The sequence below is a fragment of the Pseudonocardia nigra genome (genome assembly GCF_019396355.1).
Classification (GTDB): Bacteria; Actinomycetota; Actinomycetes; order Mycobacteriales; family Pseudonocardiaceae; genus Pseudonocardia; species Pseudonocardia nigra.
On sequence record NZ_JAHKRK010000060.1, the window covers coordinates 1 to 20,688 of the forward strand.

The following is a 20,688-nucleotide window of genomic DNA, read 5'->3' on the forward strand; positions in this document are numbered from 1 at the left end:
CACGGGCGCTCCACCTTGACGCCGGCTCCGGGGCGCCGCCAGGCACACCACACGACGAGGAACAACAAACAATCACGAACTGGTGCTTGACCGGGGCTCCCGCCACAGATAAGTGCCGTTCGTGCAGTCGTCAGTGGCCTCGGAACGCCTCCGCCAGCCACCACGACCCGCCGTCGGAGGCGATCTTCGCGTCGACGAGCAGCGGGGCCGTCCGCGGCCCGGCCACCCAGTCGGCGACGCCGGCGAGGTCGGCGGGTGCCCGGACCGTCACGGCCTCGAACCCGGTACCGCGGGCGAGGGCGGCGAAGTCGGTCTCCGGGAACCGGACGGTCGTGAGGTCGTCGCCGGTGAAGTGGTGCACCTCGGCGCCGTAGCCGCGGTCGTCGTACACGACCACGACCATCGGCAGCCCCAGCCGCACCACCGTCTCCAGCTCGGAGGCGCCCATCAGCGCCCCGCCGTCGCCGAGCGCCGCGACGGCGAGCCGGTCCGGCCGGGCGAGCGCGGCCCCGATCGCGGTGGCGAGCCCGAGCCCCACCGACTGGAAGCCCTGGGTGAAGCAGAACCCGTGCTGGTCGGGAACCCGCAGGTAGGCGCTGGGGTAGCCCATGAAGTTGCCGGAGTCGACGGCGACGGTGCGCTCGGCCGGGAGGAGGTCGTCCAGCGCGACGGACAGCGTGCGCGGGTCGATCCCGTCGGGCCCGGTCAGGTCCTCGTGCGGGACGTCGCGCCAGCGGATCCGCTCCGCGATCGCGGCCCCGACCTCCGGGGTGCGGTAGCCGGTGCGCGGCGTTCCCAGCGCGGCCAGCACGTCGACGGCGGTCGTGGCGACGTCGCCCAGCACGCCGAGGTCCACCGGCCGGTTCGCGCCGATCGCGTCGGCGTCCAGGTCGACCTGCACCACGCGGGCGTCCGGGCCGATGAGCGTGCCGTGCCGCATCGTCCACATGTTCAGCGAGCAGCCCCACCCGACGATCAGGTCGGCGTCGGAGATCAGCTCCGCGGCCAGCGGGGACGCGAACCCGCCGGAGATGCCCAGCGCCCACTCGTCGTCGTGGAACAGCCCGGCCGCCACGGCCGACGTGGCGAGCAGCGCGCCCGACGCCGCGCCCAGCGCGCGCAGTTCCTCACGGGCCGACCGGGCGCCGCGTCCGGCAACGAACACCGGCCGCTGCGCCGAGGTGAGCAGGGCTGCGAGGGCGGTCACGGCGTCCGCGCCGGGCCGGGCGGGCGCGAGGGCGGGCACGGGCCGCAGCGGCGCGCGGTCGGGCCCGTCGGCGGCCTGGACGTCGAGCGGCAGGTTGAGCACGACCGTGCGCCGCTGCTCCACGGCGGTGCGGTACGCGCGGACGGTGTCGGCAACCGCCGACGCGGGCGAGTGCACCCGCTCGGCCACGGCCCCGACCGCCCGGGCCAGCGCATCCTGGTCGATCCGGAAGTTCGACCGCACCGCGGCCGCGCCGGTGTCGGCGGCGAGCACGATCAGCGGGGTGCGGCTCTTGGCCGCCTCCGTGACCCCGGTCAGGGCGTTGGTGAGCCCGCAGCCCTGGTGCACCGACAGCACGCCGACCCGCCCGCTCGTGCGCGCGTACGCGTCGGCCATCGTCGCGGCCCCGCCCTCGTGCCGCGCCGCAACGAACGGCACACCGCCCGCACGCAGCGCGTTCGTCACGTGGAAGTTGCCGCTGCCGACCACTCCGAACGCGTGCCCGACGCCCAGCTCGGCGAGCGCGGCGCCGACCAGGTCGGCGACGGTCACGGGTTCTCGACCAGCGCGAGCACCCGCGCCGGGCTGCCCGAGCCGCCGACGATCGGCAGCGGCCCGGCGATCACGACGGCCCCGGTGACGGGCAGCCGGGCGAGGTTCTGCAGCTGCGTCAGCCCGTACTTCCCGGCCCCGAGGAGGAACGAGTGGCACGGGAACGGCGGGTCGAACGAGTGCGCCGCACCTGCGTCCGTGCCGACCGTCTCGACCCCGACCCCGAGGACGGGCGACTCCTCGGCGAGCCAGCGGGCGCACTCCACCGAGATGCCGGGGGTGTGCGGGCCGCTGTCGGTTCGCGAGGGGGAAGGATCGACACCGAGGAAGGCGGCGCCGTCCTCGCTGCGCGCGTCCCAGCCGGTGCGGTAGAGCAGCCAGCCCCCGTCCGGCAGCGGCCCGTGCTCGGCCTCCCACGCCCGGACGTGGTCGATCTCCAGCAGGAAGTCCGGGTCGGCAGCACTCTGCTCGGCGAAGTCCAGCACCACGGCCGGCGCGAGGAGCCGGGCCGGGGCCACCTGCGCGATGTCCTCGCCGTCGCGGCCGGTGACCCAGTGCACAGGCGCGTCGAAGTGCGTGCCAGTGTGCTCGCTGGTGCGGATGTCGTTCCAGTACCAGGCCGGGCCGCGGTCGTCGTACCGGCTGATCTCCTCCACCGCGAACGGCGAGGCGTTCGCGAACGGGGGCGGCAGCTGCAGGATGGGTGTACCGCTGTGCAGCGGCGCGGTGAGGTCGACGACCTCCACCCGCCGGGTGCGCAGCGCGTCCATCAGGTCGGCGAGCACGGACATACGTTCCTCCAGGCTGCGCGCTGTGCGCGAACGGCACTTTCGTCCAAACCTATTGCACGAAACTGCCCCTCGTTCACACCCGTCACTTCCGGGTGCCGAACGGCTGCCGTACGAGGCGACGCCCATGAGGTGGGAGATCCGACGTCCTGAGGGTACGGGCGACAGCCTCGGCCCGGCTCACGACGCCGAGCTTCGCCAGCACGCTGCTCACATGATGTTCAGCGGTACGCCGGCTGATGGTGAGGCGCTGAGCGATCTGCTCGTTGGACATCCCCTCGGTGAGCAAGCCCAGCACCTCGGTCTCCCGCTGGGTGAGCGGGCCTGCGCGCCTGGGCCGCCGGCGGCCTGGCCCTCCGAGCCGTCGCAGGACGCTTGCAGCGGCATCGGCGTCGGGCGCGGCGGACATCTGTTCGAACTGCTCCAGCGCTGCGTGGGCCTCGGCCATTGCGATCCCGGGGCTGGTCGCCGCGAGTGCACGGGCAAGGGCAAGTCGCGTCCGCGCCTCCTCGTACGGCAGTCCAGCGCTGCCGAATCTGCCGAGTGCCGCTTCAAGGTGTCGCACAGCCTCCTCGTCCCCTGCCGCATCGCAGGCAAGGCCCGCGACGTAGTCCGCCAAAGCCACAACCAGGGCGTGGCTCCCCGTGGCCAGCTCGCGGAGCCGACCGCCGACCACCTCGGCGTTCTCGACCCGTCCGGCTGCGATCTCGGCCTCGGCCAGCAGGGTCAGCACGGGTGCGTGGAGGACACCGTCGCCGTGCCGCGTGAGATGCCGGCGCAGCACACAGACCGCGAGTTCCGCGTCGCCCCGCGCAAGGTGCAGGCGCGCGATGGGCGCCACGGCGGCCGGATCGTGTTCATGCCCGCCGAGCAGCTGTGCGGCCTCCTCGAGCCGCCCCTGGCGTACGCGGAGGTCGGCAAGCCGGATGAGCGCGCCGGCCCGCAACCCCGGGTATGCCGGGTCGTGCCTGCGCACCGACCACTCCAGCTCGCGCTCGGCCTCCCCCCACCGACCCGCCGCCGTGAGGATCCCGCAGTAGTACGTGCGGCAGTAGATCGTCGAGACGGGGACGGCGCCGGTGCGGTCCACCCATGACTCCGCCACCGCCATCCACTGCTCCGCGCGACGCACGTCGCGGGCCAACTCGCACGCGAACAGCATCTTGCAGTAGATGTCACCGATGTCGGCGGGGTTCGCCACCTCCCCGTTCGTCGCAGCCGCCACCGCCTCGTCGAGGCGCAGCATTCCCTCGTCGATCCGGCCGCGCTCGATCAGGCACCAGCCGACGTAGCTCAGCGCGTCGAACCCGAGGTCGGTGTCACCGAATCGCTCGGCGATCGCCTCAGCAGCGGCGACGTGTCGCTCCCGCTCCTCCGGGTCCTCGGTGAACAGGGCGCCGAGGAGCGCGACGCGGCCCCGCTCCGGACAGTCCCCGACCTCGCGCACGACGCTGCGCGCCCGTCCGAGCCATCCGCTCGCTGCGGCGAAGTTGCCGAGAACGGACCCCGTACAGGTACGCCAGCCAGCACGCGACCTGGACGGCCTGGCGATCGTCCCCGCGGCCCCGGAAGCCGGCATATGCCCGCTCGTGGACCTCGATCGCAGTGCGGTAGTCGCCCTGCCAGTAGAGGCTCTGTGCCAACCCGTCGAGGGCTTCCGCCGACCCGTCGGCTTCGGCCGCCTCGTGGAAAACCGTCTGCGCCGCCGCCCAGTCGCCACGGCGGAGCGCCTCGCGGCCCGTGTGTACGAGCTCGACCGCCCGCGGTTCCACGCCGCCAGCATCGCATGCGCTCCGCACGCCCGAAATGGCTGTCCGACCGCGAAACCCGGGTGCGGATGGGCATTTCCACCCATGCTGGAACAGCGGGACGCCGGGAGGATGCACAGGACAGCCGCTCCCGGACCGGAGGTCACGATGAGTTCGACGACGAACGCAGGTCCCGTCGAGAAGCTCGCTTCGACGTTCAGCGGGGAGCTGATCCGCCCGGTGGACGGCGGGTACGAGCCCGCCCGCCGGGTGTGGAACGCCGCGATCGACAAGCGCCCGCTGCTGATCGCGCGCCCCCGCGGGTCGGCGGACGTGCTCGCCGCCGTGCGGTACGCGGCCGACCAGGGCTTACCGGTGGCGGTGCGGTGTGGCGGGCACAGTGTCGCCGGCACGAGCGTCTGTGACGACGGCATGCTGGTCGACCTGTCGCTCATGAAGGAAGTGCAGGTCGACGCCGCAGCGCGTACCGCGCGGGCCGCCGGCGGCGTGACCTGGGGCGAGTACGACCGCGCGACCGAGCCGTTCGGCCTCGCCTCACCCGGCGGTCGCGTCACCACCACCGGGATCGGCGGCTTCACCCTCGGTGGTGGCTACGGCTGGTTGTCGCCGAAGCACGGCCTCGCCTGCGACAACCTCGTCTCCGCCGAGGTGGTCACCGCCGACGGCCGGCTGCTCACCGCGAACGACCGCGAGAACAGCGATCTGTTCTGGGGCCTCCACGGAGGGGGTGGCAACTTCGGCGTCGTCACCTCCTTCGAGTTCCGCCTGCACCCGGTGGGCCCCTCGATCACCGGAGGCATGCTGCTCCACCCGCTGGAGCAGGCGGCCGAGGTGCTGCGCGGCTACCGGGAGTACGTCGACGGCGGGCCGGACGAGCTGTCGACGGCGTTTGCGCTCTTCCCCGCCCCGCCCGAACCGTTCGTTCCGGCTGAGCTGCACGGCAGGACCGTGCTCGGGATGATCGTGTGTCACTGCGGCGACCCGGAGGAGGGAGCGCGGGTCGTCGCCCCGCTCAGGCGCCTCGGGCCGCCGGCCGCGGACCTGGTCGGCCCCATGCCCTACACGACGCTGCAGGCGTTGCTCGACCCGACCGCCCCGCCGGGATGGCGGTGGTACAACTCCGGAGATCATCTGGCCGAGCTCACCGACGAGGCGATCGACGTCCTCGTGCAGCACGCGCCGTCGGGGCTCGCGCCGCTCACCCAGATCATCGTGTTCCGGCACGGCGGCGCGGTCGGCCGCGTCCCCGAGACCGGGACCGCCGTCGGCAACCGGGCCGCTCCCTACCTGCTCCATCCGCTCGCCGCGTGGCTCTCGGCCGACGACGACGACCGCCACATGGCCTGGCTGCGCGATGTGGTAGACGCGATGAAGCCGTACTCGACCGGTGGCGTCTACCTCAACTTCGCGCCTGACGATGACGCGATCGTGCCCGGCGGCTACAGCCGTGAGCAGTACGCGCGCCTGCGGGCGCTGAAGGACGTGTACGAGGCGTCCAACATGTTCCGTTTCAACCACAACATCCGTCCGGCGACCTGACCACGGGACGGTGGAATCATTCAGGGATGGACGGCCGGGGCTTCGTCGGTCGCACCCGGCAGCTGGCCGACCTGGACCGGGCGCTCGTCGACGCCGCGTCCGGGCGGGGCGAGCTCGTCCTGCTGATCGGCGAGCCGGGGATCGGCAAGACGCGGCTCGCGGCCGAGGTGGCGCGCCGCGCGCACGAGCGCTGCGTGGCCGTGGTGTGGGCGACGTGCCCGGAGAGCGGCGCACCCGCGTTCTGGCCGTGGACCCAGGTGCTCCGTTCGGTGTTCGACCCTGCCTCCACCACCGCGTCGCCCGCCGCCTCCCTCGGCCTCGCGGCCGCCCTCCTCGATCCCACCGGACCACCCTCGGCCGGCGATGATCCGGAGCTGGCGCGCTTCCTGCTCTTCGACGCCGTGGAGACGGCCCTGCGCGGTCCGGCGCGGGCTCAGCCCCGGCTGGTGGTGCTCGACGACCTGTAATGGGCCGACGACGCCTCGCTGCGGCTGCTCGCCTTCGTCGCCGCCCGGCTCGTCACATCGCCCGTGGTGCTGCTCGGGACCTGCCGGGAGGCGCCGGACCGGGACGTCCGCGCGCCCGGGCCGCTGCACGACCTCGTCCGGCACGGTCGCCGCCTGGCGCTCGGCGGGCTGTCCGTCGGCGAGGTCGCCGAGCTCGTGACCCGACTCGCCGGCCGCCCGGCCGCCGATCCCACGATCGCAGCCTTGCGCTCTCCTCGGGGGCCACCCCGTCGCGTCCTGGGCCTACGACGCCCTGGTCCCGCACCGGCACCGGTTCGCCGTCGAGGGCATCGGGGCGTACTGGCACGGCTCGGTGGAGCGGCCGCTCGGCCTGCTCGCCGCCGCGCTAGGCCGCGGCGCGGGACAGCAAGGGCATGCGCGACCTGGCCCACCTGCTCGCCCGGCCGGGACAGGAGATCGCCGCCCTGGACCTCGCCGGCGTCCGCGGCGCCGACCTGGGCGAGGTGAGCGACGCCAGGGCGCGCTCGGCCTACCGGGCGCGGCTGGCGGAGCTCGACACCGAGCTCGCCGAGGCCGACACGGGCGGGGACGTCGAGCGGTCCGCCCGGGCGGCGGCGGAACGGGACGCCCCCGTCGCCCACCTCACCGCCGCCTACGGGCTCGGCGGACGCGCGCGCCGGGCCGGTGATCCGGGGGAGCGGGCCCGCTCCGCGGTGACGGCGCGGATCCGCGACGCGCTGCGGCGCATCGAGCGCGCCCACCCCGAGCTCGGCCACCACCTCGACCGCTCCGTGCGGACCGGATCGTTCTGCGCCTATCAGCCGGAAGATCCGGTGTCCTGGCAACTGTGAGCCGCGTTCTCCCCACCGTGAGCCCGTTCCTCCCGCCTACCGGGTGACAGTCCCGAACGGCACGAGGAGGACGAGATGCCCAAGATCGACAAGGTCGGCGCGACGTGGGTCGAGACCCTCGAGGGGGTCTTCGACGGCCGGTTCCACGACCTCGGCGGCTACACGGCCCAGTTCGAGCACTACCTCGCCGACAACGACCCGGCGGACCTGTTCCGCGGCCTGCCCGGCGACCGCTGCCAGTGCCCGCACTGGGGCGTGGTGCTGCGCGGCCGGCTGGTTTACCGCTACGCCGACGGCACCGAGGACGTCATCGAGCCGGGCGAGGCGTACTACGCACCCCCTGGCCACCTGCCACTCTTCGTGGCCGGCACCGAGATCGTCGAGTTCAGCCCCACCGAGGAATTCCGGAGGACGGCCCAGGCCGTTCTCGACAAGGCGGCGGCACGGGCGTGATCAGCGTCGACCTGGCGATGCAGGTCACGGGCGATGCAGTCGGGCGGGAGCGCCGGCTCTGGTCGGCGGGCGTGCTCGACCGGCTGCCGGCAGGCGTCGGGCACGCCGTCATCGCCGCGTGGCAGGAGGACGGTGCCACCGTCGTGCTCATGCGCGACGTGTCCGAACACGTCGTCGGCTGGCGGCGCCTGCTGGACCGCGAGCAGTGCCGGCACCCTGCTCGCGGCGGTCGCGTCCCTGCACGGCGCGTTCCGGGATGCTCCTGTCGACGAACTGTGCCCGCTCGAGGTTCGGGTGAGCCTCCTGTCCCCCCGGCGGATGGCGCCGCTGACCGCCGGCCCGAACCCGCTGCCCGGGCTGGTGCTGCGGGGATGGGAGCGGTTCGCCGAGCTCGCGCGACGCGACGTCGCGGACGTCGTGGTCGGACTGCTCGACGACCCGGCGCCGCTCGTCGCCGGGCTGTCCCGGCTCCCGCACACCCTGATCCACGGTGACCTCTGGCTGGTCAACCTGGCGCTGGAGCCCGACCAGGTCACCCTGCTCGACTGGGGGATCGCCAGCTGGGCTCCACCTGCGGTGGAGATCGCGTCCTTCCTGGCCGGCAACGCGTCGCAGGTGCAGGCTGGTCGCGAGCAGCTCGTCGAGGACGTGCGCGGGATCTGGGCCTGCTGGGGCGAGGACCAGCTCCGTCTCGGCTTCGTCGCCGGGCTGCTCGAGCTGGCCTGGAAAAAGGCCCTCGATGCGACCGAACACCCCGACCCGGCCACGCGGTCGGCTGCGCGCGCAGACCTTGCCTGGTGGATGCGGGCCGCCGAGCCGGGGCTCGAGACGCTGGCGGGGGCGGCAGGCCCGCTGCCGGCCCTGCCGCGCCCATGGGACGGTCGGATCGTGCCGTCGCGATGACGGCCTCGCGCGGACCTCGTCCTGCCGCAGCGCGGTGGTGGATCGCGAGTGTTGCCCCGGTCCCGGTGCGCGACAGGGGAACGCAGCCGGGACGGACGCCTGCGACCTGGTGCGCCCGCGCCCGCTCACTGTCAAACTGGCGCCCCACTGCGGCTGCGGAGGAGCGGCGCGGACATGATCCCCTATCAGCTCGGCCCCGGCGAGGGCGACGCGATCTGGATGTACGACGGCCTGGACACCATCAAGGCCGACCACGGTGACACGGACGGCAGGTTCACCCTCGTCGAATTCGCCGACAACGCGGAGTCCGCGGTCCCGATGCACGTCAACAACCACTTCGAGCCGGCTTCTACATCCTGAACGGCGAGTACGTCTTCGCCGTCGGCGACGAGCTCCACCGCGCGACCGCAGGTACGTGGATCTTCGCGCCGCGGGGGACGCCGCACGCGTGGCGGTGCGAGCCGCCAGGAGGCCGCGTCCTGAGCCTGACGGTGCCCGCCGGGTTCGACGCCTTCTACCGGGAGGCCGGTGAGCGCGTCCCGGCCGGCAGCCCGCTCCCCGAGGCTCGCGAGCCCGACATCGAGGCACTCACGCGCACTGCCGCCGAGCACGGGATCACGATCACCGGGCCGCCGCCGAGCTCATCCCGCTGACGGCCGTTGCCGGCGGCGAACTTCACCCTGATGCGCCGGGCGTAGCACTCGACGACCTGGAGCTGCCGACAGGTAGCACGGCCACCAACGCCGCTCAGTCGGCCGTCGGGCCCTCGCACCTGCGGTTTTCCGCACCCCGCCGCGGTGGTCCGCCCACTCCCGCTCGCCACCGCCGCTTCATAGCGTCGCCGGCCATCCCCGACGTCGAGAAACGGGAGGACGGAATGAACGAGAGGACCTGGATGCGGGCCGCCGGCACCGCCGGGGTGGTCTTCATGCTCTGCTCGGTGACGGCGGGCGTACTCGACTCGGCCGCGGAGGTCGACGAGTCGGAGATCACGGGGGCGCAGGTGGCCGCCTTCCTGACCGCGGGTGACCGGTTGTGGGCACGGACGCTGTTCCTGCTGGCCGCGGCCGGCTTCCTGGTGTTCATGGCCGGGCTGCACCACCGGCTGCGCGACGCGGAGACGCACGGGATCGGCGCCACGACCGCCCTCGCCGGGGGGCGTCGCCTGGGTCGCCATCGACCTCATCGGCGCCTCGAGCACGTTCCTGGTGGCCCAGGTACCCGTGGTGGCCCGATCCGAGGACGCGCTGGTGGCGCTGTGGGCGGCCCAGCTCGGCGGGATCAGCTCGCGGGTGGCGTTCGGCCTGATGCTGCTGGCCGCCGGGCTCGTCGTCGTCACGACGCGGGCGCTCCCGCGGTGGTTGGGCTGGCTCGGGATCGTGCTGGGGGCGCTCACGGTGCTCGACGCCGCGGTCCCGTTCGGCCCGACGGTCGTGCTGACCGGCTGGACGTTCTTCCTCGACCCACTGTGGGTGTTGCTCACCGGCGTGGCGCTGCTGCGGCGGCCGGTCCCGGACGGGCGGCCCGCCGTGCCCGCGTAGGAAGGCCTGGACCCAACCCGACCTGCGACGGACCATCTGACCGAAGCGGAGGGAGCGCGAGGTGGGCGAGACCAGCGCGCGCGCCGCCGGGCCCGGTGCCCCCGCCATCCGAGCGGGTGCGTCGGCACCCGGCGGGCCGGGCCGGGCCGCGGCCGTGCTCTGGCTCGCCGCCCTCGCACTGACGGTCGGCTTCGTCGCGCTCACCATGGCGGGCGGCCGGGCGCAGCCTCCGGGTCGGGTCGCCGCCGCGGTGCTGATCGACGTGCTCGGGATGGCCCCGGTCACCGTCGGCGCGCTGGTGGCCGCACGCCTGCCGCGCAACGCCGTCGGGTGGCTGCTGCTCGCCGGGGGGCTGGCCTACCAGGCGGTGTTCTTCGCCGACGGCTACGCGGGCGCCGCGGGCGGGACGCTGCCCGCGGCCGCCGTCGTGCTCGCCATCGCAGGCGGTCTCGGCCCGGTCGGCTTCGGCCTCCTGCTGGCGACGGCGCTGGTGTTCCCGACGGGACGGCTGCCCTCGCCACGGTGGCAGCCGGTAGTGTGGGCCATCGGGATCGGCGTCGGCGCGGAGCTCGTAGCGTCCGGAATCGCCCCGCGGGGCTCGGTGGACCACCCCACGCTCGGCAACCCGCTCGCCGTCGCCGGCTCCGAGGCGCTGCGCGCCAGCGCGGGAGCGGTGGCGGGCGTCCTGATGACGGTGGGCACCGTCGCCGCGCTCGTCGCGGTGGTGCTGCGCTACCGCCGGGGCGGCCCGGTCGAGCGGACGCAGCTCAAGTGGTTCACCTACGGCGTCGGCATCCTCATCGGGCACGCCGCGCTGAGCGACCTGCTCACCGCGCTGTACCCGGGCACGTTCGCGTTCTTCGACGTCTCCGGAGGGCTGCTCGGGGCCGTTGTGCTGCCCGCCGCGATCGGCATCGCCATGCTGCGGCACGGCCTGTTCGATATCGACCGGCTGATCCGGCGCACCGCCGTGTACGGCCTCCTCTGGACGCTCATCACGCTGGTCTACGCGGGTGTGGCGGCCGGATTCGGGCTCGCGGCGGCCGGTGCGCAGCTCCCGGTCGGGGTCGCGGTCCTGCTCACCATCGGCGCCACCCTGGTGTTCGACCCGGCACGGCGCAGGCTGGAGCGCCTCGCCGACCGGATCGCGTTCGGCGCCCGGACCGACCGCTACGCGCTGCTCGCCCGCTTCGGCGCCCAGCTCGAGGCCACGTTCGACCTGGCCGAGCTGGCGCCCCGGCTCGCCGCAACGGTCAGGGAGGGGCTCGGGCTGCCGTGGGCCCGCGTCGTGCTCGCCGGCGGGTCCACGGCGGTCGCGGGTCATGCGCCCGAGGACACGCCGCCGGTCACGGTGCTGCCGCTCGTCCACGCGGGAGCGACGGTCGGCCGGATCGAGACCGGACCGCTCTCGCCCGCCGAGTGGGAGCTCCTGGTCACGCTGGGCAGGCAGGCCGCGCTCGCGGCCCACAACGCCGACCTCGCCGCGGAGCTGGTCACCCGGCTGGCCGAGATCCGCGCGCAGGCCACGGAGCTGGCGGCGTCTCGCGCCCGGATCGTCGCCGCCCAGGACGCCGAGCGCCGCCGGATCGAGCGCAACATCCACGACGGCGCCCAGCAGCAGCTCGTGGCGCAGCTGGCGGAGCTCCGCCGGGCGCGCACCGCCCTGCGTCGCGACCCGGATCAGGCCGAGGACATGCTCCATCGCCTCCAGGAGGAGACCCGCCGCATCCTCGGCGAGCTGCGCGAGCTCGCCGCGGGGATCCACCCGGCGCTGCTGCGCGACGACGGGCTACTCGCCGCCCTGTCCGATCGGGCGGCCCGGGCACCGATCCCGGTCGCCGTCGAGTCGGACGAGGCGGTGCGGCACGTTCGGCTGCGCCCTGACGTCGAGGCGGCCGCCTACTTCACCGCGTGCGAGGCACTCACCAACGTGCTCAAGCACTCCAGGGCCGCGACCGCCGTCGTCGAGGTCGGCCTGCGCGACGGCGAGCTGCACCTCGAGGTGCGCGACGACGGCATCGGCCTCCCGCACGGGCACGCGCCCACGCATCTGGCCGACCGCGTCGCCGCGGCGGGCGGGACGCTCCGCGTCGGGTCCGCACCGGAGGGCGGCGCCATGCTGTCCGCACGGATCCCGGCCAACCGCAGGGAGCCGGGCGATGCCTGACCGGCCGCTGCGCATCGTCCTCGCCGAGGACAGCTACCTGGTGCGGGAGGGGACCCGACACCTGCTCGCCGAAACCGGTGAGATCGAGGTGCTCGCCGCCGTCGGCACCGCCGTCGAACTGCTCGATGCCGTCCGGAGGCTCGGCCCCGACGCCGTGCTCACCGACATCCGGATGCCGCCCGGCAACGCGACCGACGGCATCGCCGCCGCGCACGCGATCCGCCGCGGCCACCCGGCGATCGGCGTCGTCGTGCTCTCCCAGTACGCGGCGCCCGCCTACGCCGCTCAGCTCTTCGCCGAGGGCAGCGCCGGCTACGGCTACCTGCTCAAGGACCGGGTGGGCGACCCCGACGAGGTGATCGCGGCCCTGCGCGCCGTCGTCGCGGGCCGCTGTGTCGTCGACCCGCAGGTGGTGGAGGGCATCCTGAGCCGAACCAGGGCGCCCCGCTCGCCGCTGTCTCGTCTCACCCCGCGGGAGCTGGAGGTCCTCGGCCAGATGGCACAGGGCCGCGCCAACCCCGGAATCGCCAAGGCGCTGGCGCTGTCGGAGTCGGCCGTCGAGAAGCACGTCGGCACGATCTTCCACAAGCTCGGCCTCGTCGCGGAGCCGGAGCTGCACCGCAGAGTCGCCGCCGTGCTCGTCTTCCTGCGCGACGCCGGCACGCAACGCCCGCCGAGGACGCCGTGACGATCGGATGGCGCCGCCGCTCACGGCCCGGTCGGGCGCTCGTCGCGCCATCGGGCGAGGACGGTATCCACGTCGGCACGCACAGCGGCTCGGGCAGCCTCCCGCGCCTCCCCCGACATCAACAGCTCGTCGTAGGGCGTGTCCTCGTGCCGCACCGAGGCGACGACCGCGGCCGTGATCGCAGCCTCGTCGAGCGCTCGTCCCGCCGCGCTCCGCCCGACGCGGCCGCTCCCCCGCACCGCGGTGTGCGCGGCGATCGCTTCGGTGCGTGACTGCGGGCAGCAGGGGAACAACCTGCGATCTCGGCGACCATTCGACTGGTCAGCTCCGCGTCCTGACGTGCGCGCCGTTCCCGGCCGCGTTCCCGTTGCCGGCGCCGGACCTCCTCGTCGGCGAGGCAGCTCGCCTCCGCCTGCTCCAGCGCGCCGTCCTCGACGAGGATCCCCCGGCGCTGGTACCGCTTCCGCGACCGGTTCCACTGCACCACCACGGCCGAGAGCCCGCTCGCCTTCTTCGCCCGCCGGGTGAGGGTGGCGTCGCCCGCCGGGAGGAGGACGAGGTGGTCCAGGTCGGCGCACGTGAGACACAGCGGGCCGGCGTCCTCCATGACGAGTAGGTCGCCGCCCTCGACCCCGCAGTCCGTGCACGTCCAGTCCTTCAGCGGCATGATCACCAGCAGGTCCGGGGGCCGGTTCTGCCGCTCGACGACGCGTTCGCGCTGCGTCTCGGTCAGGTCGGGCGAGATCCAGTGCGTGCGCAGCGCACACTCGACGTCCTCCCCCGCCGCCGCGAGGAAGCGCAACGGCCTGCGGTCGCGCGTTGCCGAGACGTACGCGGTCTCGCTCGGCTGGAACCCCCGGCTCTCGGCCCAGCGGCGCAGCGCGTCGAGGACCCCGGCCAGCTTCCCCGGCCGGAGCGCCTCCAGCGGAAGCAGGTACGCGTCCCGGCCCTGCCGCCACCGGTCCTCGTGGTTGGCGGTCACCCAGCCCAGGCCGCCGAACACGTCCAGCGGCGACACCGACTTGTCGCGGCCGAGCGCCGCCTCAGCGGCGGCGGCGACCCGCTGCTCGATCGAGGGCATGTGCTCATCGTCCCCGACGGGGCGCTCAGGCCAGCAGCCGCTCCACCCCGTCCCGGCAGGCCCGCCAGGCGTCCGTGGAGGGGTCGATGACCGCGAAATGATCCACCCCGGGCAGCGTCACCAGCTCCGCGCTGTCCCCCGCCGCGCGCGCCGCCTCGACGTATCGCTCACTCTGCCGGATCGGGACGTTGCCGTCGGCGGTGCCGTGCACGCACACCACGGGCACGCCGACGGGCAGCCGCGCCACGGGCGAGCCGAGCGCGTACCGCTCGGGGACGGCGGCGGGGCTGCCGCCGAGCAGGTCCTCCACCGCGCCGCGGCCGACCCCGCGTTCGGCGGCGTCGACGAGGTCCAGCACGCCGGCCTGGCTCACCACGCCGCGCAGCCGGACCGCGGGCGCCGCGCCGGGGGCGTCCGCGGGCAGGCCGGGCCGGGCCGCGAGCCAGGTGGCGAGGTGCCCACCGGCCGAGTGCCCGACGCCGACGACCCGGTCCAGCGCCAGCCGCCCGCCAGCTGCCTCCTGCGCGGGTCCCGCGAGCACGTCGAGCGCGGCCGCCACGTCGTCGAAGGTCGCGGTCCAGCCGCCGTCGCCGCCCACCCGCCGGTACTCGATGTTCCAGGCGGCGAGCCCGGCGTTGGCGAGGTCGACGGCGAGCGGGCGACCCAGCTCCAGCCCGTAGCTCCGCCGCCAGAACCCGCCGTGCACGACGACGGCCACCCCGCGCACCGGTCCGTCGCCCGCCGGGAGCGTCAGCTCGCCGAACTGGCTCGCGTGGCCGCCGTAGTCGAGCCGCCGGGGTCCGGTGACGCCGGGCGCGGCGGGTGGGGTGGCCGCACCGCACGCCGCGAGCGCGGCCGGGAGGGCGAGTGCGGCGGCACCGGCCGCGGCGAGACGGCGCAGGACGCGGCGGCGGGACACGGAGGGGAGCATGGCACGGTGTTCGGCCCAGGTGGGGCATCCGGTTGCCACGTCGCGGTGGACGTGGGGGGACACCCACCGCGACGTGGCTCCGCCGGCCGAGGGGGACTCCTCCGGCGGTCCGTGGGGGTGCGAGCACCCCGGTCCCGGTCCGGTCACGTCGCCGCGACCGGAGCACGCAGACGATAACCCGTGAGGAGCGCCTGCGCCGCTACCGTCACTCGCTCGTCGAGCGTGTCGCGCTTCCTCAGCGCCAGCGGGCGGTCAGCGCACCGAGCGCGCCGAGCGCCACGGCGGCGGCCGTCGAGGCTCGCAGCACCTCCGGCCCGAGCCGGACGGGGCGGGCACCCGCGGCGACGAGCGCATCGAGCTCGGCGTCGGTGATCCCGCCCTCCGGCCCCACGACCAGGAGCAGGTCACCTGCGCCCGGCAGGTCGGCGACGACGTCGCCGAGCCGGTCGTCTGCGCCCTCGTGCAGCACCAGCGCGCCCGCGACGACACCGACGCGCTCCGCCAGAGCGGCAGTGGAGACCGGGGCCTCGACCGGCGGCAGCCACGGCCGGCGGGCCTGCTTCGTCGCCTCGCGGACCGTGCTGCGCCAACGGGCCAACGCCTTCTCGCCGCGCGGCCCGTCGTCCCAGCGGGCGACGCAGCGCGCTGCCCGCCACGCCAGGATCCCGTCGACGCCCGCCTCGGTGGCGAGCTCGACGGCCAGCTCCCCGCGGTCGCCCTTGACGAGGGCCTGGGCCAGCAGCACCCGCGGCGCGGGCGCGGGGACGTCGGCGCGACGGGTGATCGTCAGGTCGACGGCGTCGCGCGCCGCCGCCTCCACGACGGCGTGCGCCAGCCCGCCGCGCCCGTCGGAGAGCAGCACGGCCTCGCCGGCGCGCAGCCGCTTGACGGTGGCGGCGTGGCGCCCTTCCGGGCCGTCCAGCACGGCGTACCCGTCGTCGGGCAGCTCGTCGAGGAGGAACAGCGGTGCGGTGCTCACCGGAGGTGTGTGCGACTCAGCGGCCGAACGAGTCGCGCAGCCGCGAGAACAGCCCGTGCCCGTTGCGGTTGCCGCCGGTGAGGTCCGGCTGCTCCTCCCCGCGCAGGGCGGCGAGCTCGCGCAGCAGCTCCGTCTGCTCCTTGGTGAGGTCGGTGGGCACCGCGACCTCCACGTGCACCATCAGGTCACCGCGGCCGTCGACGCGGCCGGTGGAGCGCAGCCTCGGCATCCCCTTGCCGCGCAGGGTGCGGACGCTGCCGGTCTGCGTGCCCGGTTCGACGCGCAGCTCCTCGGTGCCGTCGAGGGTGGGCAGCGGGAGCGTGGTGCCCAACGCGGCGGCGGTCATCGGCAGCTGCACGGTGCAGTGCAGGTCGGCGCCGTCGCGCGTGAACAGATCGTGCGGCTCCTCCTCGACCTCCACGTACAGGTCGCCCGCCGGGCCACCGCCGGGACCGACCTCGCCCTGCCCGGCCAGCCGGACGCGCATGCCGTCGGCGACGCCGGCGGGGATGCGGACGCCGACGCTGCGCCGCGAACGGACCCGCCCGTCACCGCCGCACTGCCGGCACGGCTCCGGGATGACCTCACCGAACCCGCGGCAGTTCGGGCACGGCCGCGACGTGACGACCTGGCCGAGGAACGAGCGCTGCACGCTCTGCACCTCACCGCGCCCGTTGCAGATCTCGCACATCGTCGGCGTGCTGCCGGGCGCGCACCCCGAGCCGGTGCACTCCGAGCACAGCACCGCCGTGTCGACCGCGAGGTCACGGGTGATGCCGGTGGCGCACTCCTCGAGCGTGAGCTGCATCCGGATGAGGGCGTCGGCACCGGGCTGCACCCGGCTGCGCGGGCCACGCCCACGGCCGCCGCCCTGGCCCCCGAAGAACGCGTCCATGATGTCGCCGAAGCCGAACGCGCTGAACGGGTCGGCGCCGCCGGCGCCGCCTCCCCCGCCGTTGCCCAGCGGATCGCCGCCGAGGTCGACGATGCGGCGCTTCTCCGGGTCCGACAGCACCTCGTAGGCCGCGCTCACCTCGCGGAAGCGCTCCTGCGCCTCCGCGTCCGGGTTGACGTCGGGGTGCAGCTCGCGCGCCAGCTTGCGGTAGGCCCGCTTGATCTCGTCGGGCCCGGCGTCGCTCGAGACCCCCAGGATCCCGTAGTAGTCCCGTGCCACGTGCGCGTTCCTCATGGTCCTTCTCGCTCGGTCGTGCCCAGATCAGATCAGATGGTGCGCAGTTCGGTGTCAGGTCTGCGCGTCAGCGCCCCGCCAGGATCTCACCCACGTAACGGGCGACCGCATGGACGGCCGCGATCGAGCCCGGGTAGTCCATCCGGGTGGGGCCGAGGACGCCCATGCCGCCCACCACCATGCCCGGCCCGTACCCGATCGAGACCACCGACGTGTCGCGCATCTCCTCGGCTTCGTTCTCCTCCCCGATCCGGACCGTGACCGTGCCCGGGTCCTGCGCCGAGGCCAGCAGCTTGAGCACCACCACCTGCTCCTCGAGCGCCTCCAGCACCTGCCGGAGCGACCCGGGGAAGTCGGCGACGTTGCGGGTGAGGTTGGCCGTGCCGCCGAGCAGGAGGCGCTCCTCCGGGTGCTCGACGAGGGTCTCGATGAGGACGGTGGACAGCGTGACGACGACGTCGCGCAGTTCGGGCGGCGCGGTGTCGGGGAGGTCGGCCACCGCCACCGACGCCGCCGCGAGCGGACGCCCCGCCAGCGCCGCGTTGATCATGTTGCGGAGCCGGGCGACGTCCTCCTCGGCGAGCACCTCCCCGAGGTCGACGACCCGCTGGTCGACCCGGCCGGAGTCGGTGATCAGCACGAGCATCAGCCGGGCCGGCGTGAGCGACACCAGCTCGAGGTGGCGCACCGTGGACCGGGTGAGCGTGGGGTACTGCACGACCGCGACCTGACGGGTGAGCTGCGCGAGCAGCCGGACGCTGCGCCGCAGCACGTCGTCGAGGTCGACCGCGCCGTCGAGGAAGGCCTGCACGGCCCGTCGCTCGGCCCCCGACAGGGGCTTGACCTGCGTGAGCCGGTCGACGAACAGCCGGTATCCCTTGTCGGTGGGCACGCGGCCCGCGCTGGTGTGCGGCTGGGCGATGAGCCCGTCCTCCTCCAGCACCGCCATGTCGTTGCGGACCGTGGCGCTGGAGACCCCGAGGTTGTGGCGCTCGACGATCATCTTGGAGCCCACGGGTTCATGCGTCGACACGTAGTCGGCGACAATGGCCCGCAGGACCGAGAATCGACGCTCGTCGGCGTTCACGCAGCACTCCTCCCCCGGCTCGGTGGTACTCCACCCAGTCTAGGTGTTCGAGCCGGTGCGGGTCGGCCACCAGAATGTGCGTGTGCAGTTCCGCCGCCCCGTCCTCGAGGACATCGCGGCCGGGCGCGTCACCGTCGCGTTCCGGCGGTGGGACCGGCCGCGCGTGCGGCCGGGCGGGACGCAGCGCATCCCCGTCGGCGTGCTGGAGTTCACCGCCGTCGACCCCGTCGAGGAGTCCGCGCTCACCGAGCTGGACGCGGCGGCGGCCGGGTTCGCCGACCTCGCCGCGCTGCGCGCCGCCCAGACCGGCGACGGGCAGCTCTACCGGGTCGGTCTGCGCCTCGCCGGTCCGGATCCCCGGGTGGCGCTGCGCTCCCGGGGCCGGTTGGGCGCGGGCAAGCGCGCCGAGCTGGCCGACCGGCTGGACCGGCTGGACCGCGCCTCGCGGCACGGGCCGTGGACCGCGGCGGTCCTCGAGCTGATCGCCGACCGTCCGGGCGTCCGGGCGCCGGACCTCGCCGCCCGCCTGGGCCGCGAGACGCTCCCGTTCAAGCGCGACGTGCGCAAGCTCAAGGAGCTGGGGCTCACCGAGAGCCTCCCGGTGGGCTACCGGCTCTCGGCGCGGGGGCGCGCCTGGCTCGACGCGTCCACCCGCTGATCCGGGCCGGGCACAGGTGCGCGGGGAGGCCTGTCGGGTAGGCCTCCCCGCGCACGCCCCCTCCGTCAACCCCCGTCCCGCGGCCCCCCTCCGGTCGCGAATCGGTGGGACGCAGCCAGAAGTGCGAGCACGACGTGGAGCTCGCGTTCATCGCGCGGCGCGTAGACCATCACGAACGTCGGGGGCAGCAACCCCGCCACGACGGCGACGTGCGGTTCGGCCCACCGCTGCTGCACCGCCCGCCGGGCGAGCTCCAGCGGCAGCGTCATGTGCAGGCTGTGGTCGGGTGCCGGGTGCACGTGGGCGAACTCGCGGCCCACGAGGAACGCCTCGGGCGGGCCGGTGGGCGTGTCGGCGTCGAGCACCAGAGCCCGCGCGCCGGGCACGGAGATCCCGCTGGGCTCCTCGTGGGCCCCCGGGGCGACGGCGAACATGCGCTCCCCCAGCCGCCGCACGATCTCCGGGTCGAGCGGCTGCTGGTCGAGCTGCCGGTGCGGCGCGTCCGGCGTCGCCGCCGGGCGCGGACCCCTGCGCACGCGCAGGTCGACGGCCGTCATGTCCAGGTGATCTCGATCTGGACCCCGTCGGGGTCGCGGAGCACGATCAGCGCACACGGGAAGGGCAGGTCGGGCTCCTTGATCCCGCTGTGCGGTAGGCCGAGCCGGTCGAGGTGGGCGACCCAGTCGTCGAGCTCGGCCCGCGACCCCACGGCGAACGAGAAGTGGTCCAGGCCGGTCCGCCGCTCGTCGAACGGCTCCCCGGGGTTGCCGTCGTGGTGGTCCAGGCCGAGGAACAGGCCCGTTCCCGGTCGCTGCAGCACCACCGCGTAGCCGCCTGCCGGGTGCTGCTCCACGAAGGCGCGCTGCATGCCGAACACCTCGCTGTACCAGACCTCGCTCGCCACGACGTCGGTGACGGTGATCCCGAGGTGGTGGTAGTGCCCGAGCAGGGCGGGGACGGTGCCCTGCTGCGCGGCCGGTTCGGTGGCGGTCACGGCATCTCCTGCAGCTCGGGGGCGGTGGTGGTCGCCGCAGCGGCCATCCAGTGCTCCAGGTCGGACTGGGTGAACGGGGCGAGCGCCCCGGTGTGCGGGAGCTCGCGGAACATCCGGAAGGCGTCGGCGATCCGCTCGCCGCGCACCAGCGGCCCGTGCGCACCGGCGGCCACCGTGATCGGCAGCGACTGCACCCGGTCGACGGCGGCGCCGTAGCGGTGGTGGTCGAGCAGCGTGTGCCAGGGGCTCAGCATCCGCTGCAGGGCGAGGAACCCCTCCCGCCAGTGCTCGCCGGGGAGGTCGTCGGCCTCCGGGAGGAACTCGGGGACGGGCGAAGCGAAGCTGTCGGCACCCCAGTAGAAGCCGGTGGCCGGGTCGAACAGGCCCCGCGTGGTCGGGTTGTCGTACACGGGCGGGAGTACCGCGCGCAGCACGCGGTCGCCGACGTCCACGGCGTCGCCGTCGTTGACGAACCGGACCCGGTCCATCGGCAATGCCAGCCCCTGCTCGACGAGCATCCGGCCCACCGCGAACCAGGACGTGAGCACGGTCGCGCGCGGGCACAGCTCCAGCAGGGGCACCAGGTTGCCGGTGTGGTCGACGTCGTCGTGGGAGATGAAGATCCACCGGACGTCGGCCGGGTCGACCAGCGAACCGAGCTGCGCGAGCCACGACTCCCGGTTCACCGCGGTCCCGGTGTCGATCACCACCGGCTCCCGGGCCATGACCACGGCGGAGTTGAGGAAGATGCTGCCCAGCGGGGGCGCCTGCTCCAGCTGGGTGATCGCCCAGGTGTCCCGGCAGATCCGGACGGGTTGCCCCATGGCCGCCTCCGTGCCCTCGG

General features: G+C 74.5%; 22 protein-coding genes. 11 read left to right on the forward strand and 11 right to left on the reverse strand.

Features of this window, described 5'->3' with window-relative positions; all coding sequences use genetic code 11:
* Positions 1 to 130 precede the first annotated feature (130 nt).
* The 3 genes from KME75_RS17095 to KME75_RS45955 all read right to left on the reverse strand — a co-directional run bounded on the left by KME75_RS17095 (position 131) and on the right by KME75_RS45955 (position 3,994).
* Complete coding sequence (locus KME75_RS17095; protein ID WP_219415828.1) at positions 131 to 1,759, reverse strand: thiamine pyrophosphate-binding protein; 1,629 nt, start codon at positions 1,757 to 1,759, stop codon at positions 131 to 133.
* Complete coding sequence (locus KME75_RS17100; protein ID WP_219415829.1) at positions 1,756 to 2,550, reverse strand: cyclase family protein; 795 nt, start codon at positions 2,548 to 2,550, stop codon at positions 1,756 to 1,758. Before KME75_RS17100 ends, KME75_RS17095 begins: the two co-directional genes overlap by 4 nt.
* Positions 2,551 to 2,632: 82 nt before the next feature.
* Positions 2,633 to 3,994, reverse strand: coding sequence for a LuxR family transcriptional regulator (locus KME75_RS45955; RefSeq protein ID WP_219415830.1), 1,362 nt, complete (start codon positions 3,992 to 3,994; stop codon positions 2,633 to 2,635).
* A gap of 469 nt (positions 3,995 to 4,463) precedes the next feature.
* Between KME75_RS45955 and KME75_RS17110 the strand changes: the two genes are divergently transcribed.
* The 10 genes from KME75_RS17110 to KME75_RS17155 all read left to right on the forward strand — a co-directional run bounded on the left by KME75_RS17110 (position 4,464) and on the right by KME75_RS17155 (position 12,925).
* Entirely contained in the window at positions 4,464 to 5,855 is a 1,392-nt protein-coding gene (locus KME75_RS17110; protein WP_219415831.1) for an FAD-binding oxidoreductase, read from the forward strand.
* A gap of 26 nt (positions 5,856 to 5,881) precedes the next feature.
* Positions 5,882 to 6,322 carry an ATP-binding protein gene (locus KME75_RS17115; protein WP_219415832.1) on the forward strand — a complete coding sequence of 147 codons (441 nt, stop codon included), beginning with the start codon at positions 5,882 to 5,884 and terminating at the stop codon, positions 6,320 to 6,322.
* A 413-nt stretch (positions 6,323 to 6,735) separates the two neighbouring features.
* Positions 6,736 to 7,173: a hypothetical protein gene (locus tag KME75_RS17120; protein WP_219415833.1), complete on the forward strand. Its 438-nt coding sequence runs from the start codon at positions 6,736 to 6,738 to the stop codon at positions 7,171 to 7,173.
* A gap of 75 nt (positions 7,174 to 7,248) precedes the next feature.
* Positions 7,249 to 7,626 carry a cupin domain-containing protein gene (locus KME75_RS17125; RefSeq protein WP_219415834.1) on the forward strand — a complete coding sequence of 126 codons (378 nt, stop codon included), beginning with the start codon at positions 7,249 to 7,251 and terminating at the stop codon, positions 7,624 to 7,626.
* Positions 7,627 to 7,659: 33 nt separating this feature from the next.
* Entirely contained in the window at positions 7,660 to 8,529 is an 870-nt protein-coding gene (locus tag KME75_RS17130) for a phosphotransferase family protein (protein WP_246632258.1), read from the forward strand.
* Between the two features lie 174 nt (positions 8,530 to 8,703).
* The gene (locus tag KME75_RS17135; protein WP_219415836.1) at positions 8,704 to 8,889 is read left to right on the forward strand and encodes a cupin domain-containing protein; all 186 of its coding nucleotides are present in this window, start codon (positions 8,704 to 8,706) and stop codon (positions 8,887 to 8,889) included.
* Positions 8,886 to 9,182 (forward strand): cupin domain-containing protein, encoded by a 297-nt coding sequence (locus KME75_RS47600; protein ID WP_504739515.1) that lies wholly within the window; start codon positions 8,886 to 8,888, stop codon positions 9,180 to 9,182. The genes KME75_RS17135 and KME75_RS47600 overlap by 4 nt, the downstream gene beginning before the upstream one ends.
* Positions 9,183 to 9,755: 573 nt before the next feature.
* Positions 9,756 to 10,070 carry a hypothetical protein gene (locus KME75_RS17145; RefSeq protein ID WP_219415837.1) on the forward strand — a complete coding sequence of 105 codons (315 nt, stop codon included), beginning with the start codon at positions 9,756 to 9,758 and terminating at the stop codon, positions 10,068 to 10,070.
* 61 nt (positions 10,071 to 10,131) lie between these two features.
* A complete protein-coding gene (locus tag KME75_RS45960) occupies positions 10,132 to 12,237 on the forward strand; it encodes a sensor histidine kinase (protein WP_219415838.1) in 2,106 nt (701 codons plus the stop codon).
* Positions 12,230 to 12,925 carry a response regulator transcription factor gene (locus KME75_RS17155; RefSeq protein WP_246632260.1) on the forward strand — a complete coding sequence of 232 codons (696 nt, stop codon included), beginning with the start codon at positions 12,230 to 12,232 and terminating at the stop codon, positions 12,923 to 12,925. The genes KME75_RS45960 and KME75_RS17155 overlap by 8 nt, the downstream gene beginning before the upstream one ends.
* 20 nt (positions 12,926 to 12,945) lie before the next feature.
* Here KME75_RS17155 and KME75_RS17160 read toward each other — a convergent pair whose 3' ends face one another.
* The 5 genes from KME75_RS17160 to hrcA form a co-directional block, all read right to left on the reverse strand.
* Complete coding sequence (locus KME75_RS17160) at positions 12,946 to 13,884, reverse strand: DUF2293 domain-containing protein (protein ID WP_308282849.1); 939 nt, start codon at positions 13,882 to 13,884, stop codon at positions 12,946 to 12,948.
* Positions 13,885 to 14,031: 147 nt separating this feature from the next.
* Positions 14,032 to 14,925, reverse strand: a complete 894-nt coding sequence (locus KME75_RS17165) for an alpha/beta hydrolase family protein (RefSeq protein ID WP_308282846.1) — start codon at positions 14,923 to 14,925, stop codon at positions 14,032 to 14,034.
* Positions 14,926 to 15,172: 247 nt separating this feature from the next.
* Positions 15,173 to 15,916 (reverse strand): 16S rRNA (uracil(1498)-N(3))-methyltransferase, encoded by a 744-nt coding sequence (locus tag KME75_RS17170; RefSeq protein WP_219415840.1) that lies wholly within the window; start codon positions 15,914 to 15,916, stop codon positions 15,173 to 15,175.
* Positions 15,917 to 15,932: 16 nt separating this feature from the next.
* The gene (gene dnaJ, locus KME75_RS17175) at positions 15,933 to 17,090 is read right to left on the reverse strand and encodes a molecular chaperone DnaJ (protein ID WP_219415861.1); all 1,158 of its coding nucleotides are present in this window, start codon (positions 17,088 to 17,090) and stop codon (positions 15,933 to 15,935) included.
* Positions 17,091 to 17,172: 82 nt separating this feature from the next.
* Positions 17,173 to 18,192, reverse strand: coding sequence for a heat-inducible transcriptional repressor HrcA (gene hrcA, locus KME75_RS17180; RefSeq protein ID WP_219415841.1), 1,020 nt, complete (start codon positions 18,190 to 18,192; stop codon positions 17,173 to 17,175).
* Between the two features lie 43 nt (positions 18,193 to 18,235).
* On the opposite strand from hrcA, the gene KME75_RS17185 reads away from it, so the two are divergent.
* A complete protein-coding gene (locus tag KME75_RS17185) occupies positions 18,236 to 18,850 on the forward strand; it encodes a hypothetical protein (RefSeq protein ID WP_308282847.1) in 615 nt (204 codons plus the stop codon).
* A gap of 65 nt (positions 18,851 to 18,915) precedes the next feature.
* Here the strand turns inward: KME75_RS17185 and KME75_RS17190 are convergent, their stop codons facing one another.
* The 3 genes from KME75_RS17190 to KME75_RS17200 are packed head-to-tail and all read right to left on the reverse strand — an operon-like array spanning position 18,916 to position 20,668.
* A complete protein-coding gene (locus tag KME75_RS17190) occupies positions 18,916 to 19,407 on the reverse strand; it encodes a luciferase domain-containing protein (protein WP_219415842.1) in 492 nt (163 codons plus the stop codon).
* Positions 19,404 to 19,844, reverse strand: a complete 441-nt coding sequence (locus tag KME75_RS17195) for a VOC family protein (protein ID WP_219415843.1) — start codon at positions 19,842 to 19,844, stop codon at positions 19,404 to 19,406. The genes KME75_RS17190 and KME75_RS17195 overlap by 4 nt, the downstream gene beginning before the upstream one ends.
* A complete protein-coding gene (locus KME75_RS17200) occupies positions 19,841 to 20,668 on the reverse strand; it encodes an oxygen-binding di-iron domain-containing protein (protein WP_219415844.1) in 828 nt (275 codons plus the stop codon). The genes KME75_RS17195 and KME75_RS17200 overlap by 4 nt, the downstream gene beginning before the upstream one ends.
* Positions 20,669 to 20,688: the final 20 nt, after the last annotated feature.

Bases quoted from the DNA above. Each gene is read 5' to 3' on its own strand.
- KME75_RS17155 (WP_246632260.1), top strand. From the start codon at position 12,230: ATGCCTGACCGGCCGCTGCGCATCGTCCTCGCCGAGGACAGCTACCTG.
- KME75_RS17190 (WP_219415842.1), bottom strand. From the start codon at position 19,407: ATGACGGCCGTCGACCTGCGCGTGCGCAGGGGTCCGCGCCCGGCGGCG.
- KME75_RS17115 (WP_219415832.1), top strand. From the start codon at position 5,882: ATGGACGGCCGGGGCTTCGTCGGTCGCACCCGGCAGCTGGCCGACCTG.
- KME75_RS17135 (WP_219415836.1), top strand. From the start codon at position 8,704: ATGATCCCCTATCAGCTCGGCCCCGGCGAGGGCGACGCGATCTGGATG.
- KME75_RS17125 (WP_219415834.1), top strand. From the start codon at position 7,249: ATGCCCAAGATCGACAAGGTCGGCGCGACGTGGGTCGAGACCCTCGAG.
- KME75_RS17120 (WP_219415833.1), top strand. From the start codon at position 6,736: ATGCGCGACCTGGCCCACCTGCTCGCCCGGCCGGGACAGGAGATCGCC.
- KME75_RS17100 (WP_219415829.1), bottom strand. From the start codon at position 2,550: ATGTCCGTGCTCGCCGACCTGATGGACGCGCTGCGCACCCGGCGGGTG.
- KME75_RS17200 (WP_219415844.1), bottom strand. From the start codon at position 20,668: ATGGGGCAACCCGTCCGGATCTGCCGGGACACCTGGGCGATCACCCAG.
- KME75_RS17130 (WP_246632258.1), top strand. From the start codon at position 7,660: ATGCAGTCGGGCGGGAGCGCCGGCTCTGGTCGGCGGGCGTGCTCGACC.
- KME75_RS17110 (WP_219415831.1), top strand. From the start codon at position 4,464: ATGAGTTCGACGACGAACGCAGGTCCCGTCGAGAAGCTCGCTTCGACG.